5 protein-coding genes are annotated in these 3,333 nt (G+C 61.8%); all 5 read right to left on the bottom strand.

Annotated elements, in window-relative coordinates; all coding sequences use genetic code 11:
• On the bottom strand, window positions 1–354 hold the full coding sequence (locus QZ653_RS06070) for a nuclear transport factor 2 family protein (RefSeq protein WP_296418567.1): 354 nt from the start codon (window positions 352–354) through the stop codon (window positions 1–3).
• Between the two features lie 80 nt (window positions 355–434).
• A complete protein-coding gene (locus QZ653_RS06065) occupies window positions 435–1,442 on the bottom strand; it encodes a BMP family lipoprotein (protein WP_296418565.1) in 1,008 nt (335 codons plus the stop codon).
• Between the two features lie 163 nt (window positions 1,443–1,605).
• A complete protein-coding gene (locus QZ653_RS06060; RefSeq protein ID WP_296418563.1) occupies window positions 1,606–2,022 on the bottom strand; it encodes a GNAT family N-acetyltransferase in 417 nt (138 codons plus the stop codon).
• Complete coding sequence (gene tsaB, locus QZ653_RS06055; RefSeq protein WP_412765996.1) at window positions 2,019–2,591, bottom strand: tRNA (adenosine(37)-N6)-threonylcarbamoyltransferase complex dimerization subunit type 1 TsaB; 573 nt, start codon at window positions 2,589–2,591, stop codon at window positions 2,019–2,021. The genes QZ653_RS06060 and tsaB overlap by 4 nt, the downstream gene beginning before the upstream one ends.
• Window position 2,592: 1 nt before the next feature.
• Window positions 2,593–3,153, bottom strand: coding sequence for a NifU family protein (locus QZ653_RS06050; RefSeq protein WP_296418561.1), 561 nt, complete (start codon window positions 3,151–3,153; stop codon window positions 2,593–2,595).
• Between the last annotated feature and the right edge of the window lie 180 nt (window positions 3,154–3,333).

The raw sequence follows: 3,333 nt of genomic DNA, 5'->3' as shown, positions 1-3,333 counted from the left end.
TTATCCTACAAATCCGGCCAGCATCGACAGCTTGCCGTCCGCGTCGGCCTCACCGAAATAGGTGCCGTGTTGCACCATGTCGGTCCCGTCGGGGCCTTTGCCGCCAAAGGCCACGGTGGCGCGCAGATAACCGTTCACTTCGGCTGATGTTTCGACCGTCGCGGTCCAGCCGGGGGCGTTCGCGCTGAACTGGCCGACATAGTCGGCCACGGTGTCCAACCCTGTCAGACGTGCGCCGCTGCGGGGGTCGGAATAGGTGAACCCGGCTGTGATCGCATTCGCAATCATGCCACGACGGGCGGCGGCATCGGCCTCCCCCCATGCGGCAAAAAAGGTGGTCAAAGCGTCGTCCATGTCGGATGTCCCCTGGCAATTCGATTGAAAAGGCCGCGCCAATCTCTCGGCGCGGCCCAATCACTGTCAATCAAGCGGTCTTAGAATTCAAGCGCAGGGCAGGATTCGTCGGCCATGTAGTCGTGGACCATCAGATCGCCCGCAGCCATGGAGGCTGTCGCCTCTTCAACCATCGCCAGCATGTCTTCGGTCACCAGTTCCTCATTGAACTCGTCCAGGGCCACGCCCACGCCGCCTTCGGCCACGCCAAGGATCACAACGCCTGCGTCTGTGGTGCCGGAGAAGCTGTCATAAACCACGTTGTCCACACGCTTCAGCATGGAGGTCAGGACCTGACCGGGGAACAGGTAGTTCTGGTTCGCGTCCACACCGATGGACAGGATGCCCTCGTCAGCGGCTGTCTGCAGAACGCCAACGCCCGTGCCGCCAGCGGCGGCAAATACCACGTCAGAGCCTTGGGAAATCTGGCTGAGCGTCAGTTCGGACCCTTTCACGGGGTCGTTCCACGCGGCAGGCGTGGTGCCTGTCATGTTTGCGATGACGGTCGCGTCTTCGTTGGCTGCCGTCACACCTTGGGCGTAGCCGCAGGCGAAGCGACGGATCAGCGGGATGTCCATGCCACCCACGAAGGACACGGTGTCGGTTTCGGAGGCCGCACCGGCCATCAGGCCGACAAGGTAGGATCCGTCCTGTTCCTTGAAGCCCACGGCGCGGACGTTGGGCAGGTCGATCCACGATACGTCGATCACGACGAAATCGGTGTCAGGGTAATCAGGTGCGGCTGTTTCCAGCGCGGTCGCCCAGGAAAAACCGGCCATGACGATGGGGCTGTTGCCATCTTCGGCGAAGCGGCGGATCGCCTGCTCACGCTGGGCGTCGGATGTGATTTCAAATTCGGAGAAGGACTCGCCGTTCTCGTCGGCCCAACGCTGGGCACCGTTGTAGGCGCTTTCGTTGAAGGATTTGTCGAACTTGCCGCCCAGATCATAAATGATGGCGGGGCCAGCGGAGTGGCCGTCGGCAAAGGCAGCGCCGGCTGCCAGCGCCATCGCGGTGGATGCGCTGAGGATTTTGGTCATAAGGCTCATGAAAGAGGTCTCCCGGTTTCTTGTTTCGGCGCTTTTACGCACCCTGTCGATCGTTGGCGCGTCCCGTTACCGGCCACGCGAAGGCTAGATCATGGGCAAAGTAGGCCCCGAAGAAAAGGGAAGTTCAACCGATTCTGGTGATTTTTCCGGATCGACTGCCTGTTTAGGCAGCGGACGTTGGGGAAAGCACAAGTTTCATGCAAACCGCAGATGACCCGTCGGCATAGTAATCCACGCGGGTCGCAAAGGCGGTGAACCCGTGGGCCAGATAGAGCGCGGTTGCGGCGATATTGGTCTCGCTCACTTCCAGGAAAACCTCCTCGATCCGCGCGGCTTTCATCGTGGTCAGTGCAGCCCCCAACATGGCCCCTGCGCGCCCTTGTCCCTGCGCATCGGGATGTGTGGCAAGGGTCAGAATCTCCGCCTCCGGTCCCATGCGGCGGATGACGGCGAAGCAGCTGTCATCGCCAAAAATCGACACGGTGACGTCCTTCAGGTAGCGGTCAAAGTCCGCCGCAGGCCAGCCCCGATCCGCGCCAAAGGCAGCCCGATGGGTGCGCGCCAGACCGTCGGGTGTCATGGCAAAATAACGGGGGGGACATCGCGCGACGGGGCCGCATCGGGGGCTTTGACGTACAAAGGGGCGGGACGGGGCAGGTCACCGCCCGCCGTCAATCGCGCCGCCGCGATCTGTGCCATGGCGCGGATATGATCGGTGGTGCTGTGGTCACTGGACAGGGCAAAGCCCTGCGCCGTGTCCGTCATCGCGGGCGCGCTTTGCTTGTCAAAATCCATCACATAAAGCTGGTCTCGCGGCGCAGGCACCGCAACCTGCGCCCAGTTCGACAGATGCTGGGTGCTGTCAAAAAGCGACACCCCCACCGCCGGTTTGCCCAACCCCAAGGCCAGCCCCCGGGCCGCACTGACGGAAATGCGGATACCGGTGAAATTGCCAGGGCCCACGCCCACAGCGATGGCATCCAGATTGGCCCATGTTTGGCCATGGGCGGCCAGAACCTCCTCCAGCATCACCATCAGCCGTTCGCCCTGACCGCGCGCCATGTCTTCCACATGGGTGTGGACCGTGCCGTTCAAAAGCAAAGCGGCGGCGCAATGCGCCGCCGATGTGTCGAATGCCAAAAGGGTCACGTCAGGCCGCAACAGGGCGGACCTCGACCACTTCGGGAATATAATGGCGCAACAGGTTTTCGATGCCCATTTTCAGGGTCAACGTGGACGACGGGCATCCTGCACAGGCGCCTTGCATGTGCAGATAGACAACGCCGCGGTCAAAGCCGTGGAACGTGATGTCGCCGCCGTCCTGCGCCACCGCAGGGCGCACGCGCGTGTCCAGCAGTTCCTTGATCTGATCCACAATCTGGCCGTCTTCGCCGTCATGTTCCGCATGACCGGACGCCGCCTGTTCACCCTCAATCACCGGCGCGCCGGATTGGTAATGTTCCATGATCGCGCCCAGAATGGCGGGTTTGATGTGGTCCCATTCCACCGCGTCGCCCTTGGTCACGGTCACGAAATCGAGCCCGAAGAACACGCCCGTCACGCCGTCCACCGCAAAAATGCGGTTGGCCAGCGGGCTTTTCGCCGCCGCCTCAACAGATGGGAAGTCAGCTGTCCCGACCTCCAGCACGGACTGGCCGGGCAGGAATTTCAATGTGGCAGGGTTCGGGGTGGATTCGGTCTGAATGAACATGGCGCAGAAACCTTTTTTGTCAGGATTTACATATGCGGGTGCGGACCCGCTGTGTCAAGGTTTGGAACGGTTCTAAAACGCAAACGGGCCGCCCGATGGGCGACCCGTCCGACAGGGAGGATGTCGGGACTTAGTTGAATTCGATTTCCTGCGTGTCGACGATCTGGCCGCCCACTTTCA

Origin of the sequence: Pseudooctadecabacter sp. (assembly GCF_020627745.1) — a bacterium.
In the GTDB taxonomy this organism is placed as follows: Bacteria; Pseudomonadota; Alphaproteobacteria; order Rhodobacterales; family Rhodobacteraceae; genus Octadecabacter.
This window is presented reverse-complemented; position numbering and strand designations above follow the sequence as displayed.

Excerpts from the sequence above, each read along its gene's own strand:
- QZ653_RS06070 (WP_296418567.1), bottom strand. The coding sequence starts at position 354 with ATGGACGACGCTTTGACCACCTTTTTTGCCGCATGGGGGGAGGCCGAT.
- QZ653_RS06065 (WP_296418565.1), bottom strand. The coding sequence starts at position 1,442 with ATGAGCCTTATGACCAAAATCCTCAGCGCATCCACCGCGATGGCGCTG.
- QZ653_RS06060 (WP_296418563.1), bottom strand. The coding sequence starts at position 2,022 with ATGACACCCGACGGTCTGGCGCGCACCCATCGGGCTGCCTTTGGCGCG.
- QZ653_RS06050 (WP_296418561.1), bottom strand. The coding sequence starts at position 3,153 with ATGTTCATTCAGACCGAATCCACCCCGAACCCTGCCACATTGAAATTC.